The 586-nt window shown below is 64.2% G+C and carries 1 protein-coding gene; it reads left to right on the forward strand.

Features of this window, described 5'->3' with window-relative positions:
* Positions 1–248: 248 nt before the first annotated feature.
* Positions 249–586 (forward strand): hypothetical protein (locus OQK_RS29830; RefSeq protein ID WP_157221860.1); only part of this gene is annotated, 338 nt, incomplete at its 3' end.

Consider the following 586-nt stretch of genomic DNA (forward strand, 5'->3'; position numbering starts at 1 on the left):
GGCCGGTGTTGGTCTACCCGCAATGGGGCGCGCCGCTGGCTGGACTGATCGACGCCGCCGGCTTACCACTCGGACGGGTGCTGAGTATCGCCGTCGCCGCCGCGAATGCGCTGGTCCACTCTCGCCATCCGGAAACACCGCAAAACCCTGTGGGAGCGAACCTGCTCGCGAAAGCGTCATTCCAGCCGACATCACCCCTGACTGACCCACCGCTTTCGCGAGCAGGCTCGCTCCCACAGTGTTCTTTATTGCCTTGGCATCTGCTGGTCGATGCTGACGACAGCGTCAGGCTGATGGGCTTTCACACCCACGCGCAGGAAACGCCGGCGACCGAACTGCCGAGCCTGGAACACTGGCCTTATCTGGCGCCGGAACAGCTGCAGCGCGACAGTGTCGATTCCGATGAGCGCAGCGACGTCTATGCGCTGTCGGCAATCATCTACGAGGCGCTGACCGGGCGCCCGCCGCTGATCGCTCGCGACGCCTCGCAATGGTTGCATGTGCACGCCGCCGTCCAGCCTTTGTCGCCAGCGCAATACCAACCCGACCTGCCGCAAGGCATTTGTCATGTGCTGCTCAAGGGCCT

The sequence above is a fragment of the Pseudomonas sp. R62 genome, from assembly GCF_000257605.1.
GTDB classification, from domain to species: domain Bacteria; phylum Pseudomonadota; class Gammaproteobacteria; order Pseudomonadales; family Pseudomonadaceae; genus Aquipseudomonas; species Aquipseudomonas atacamensis.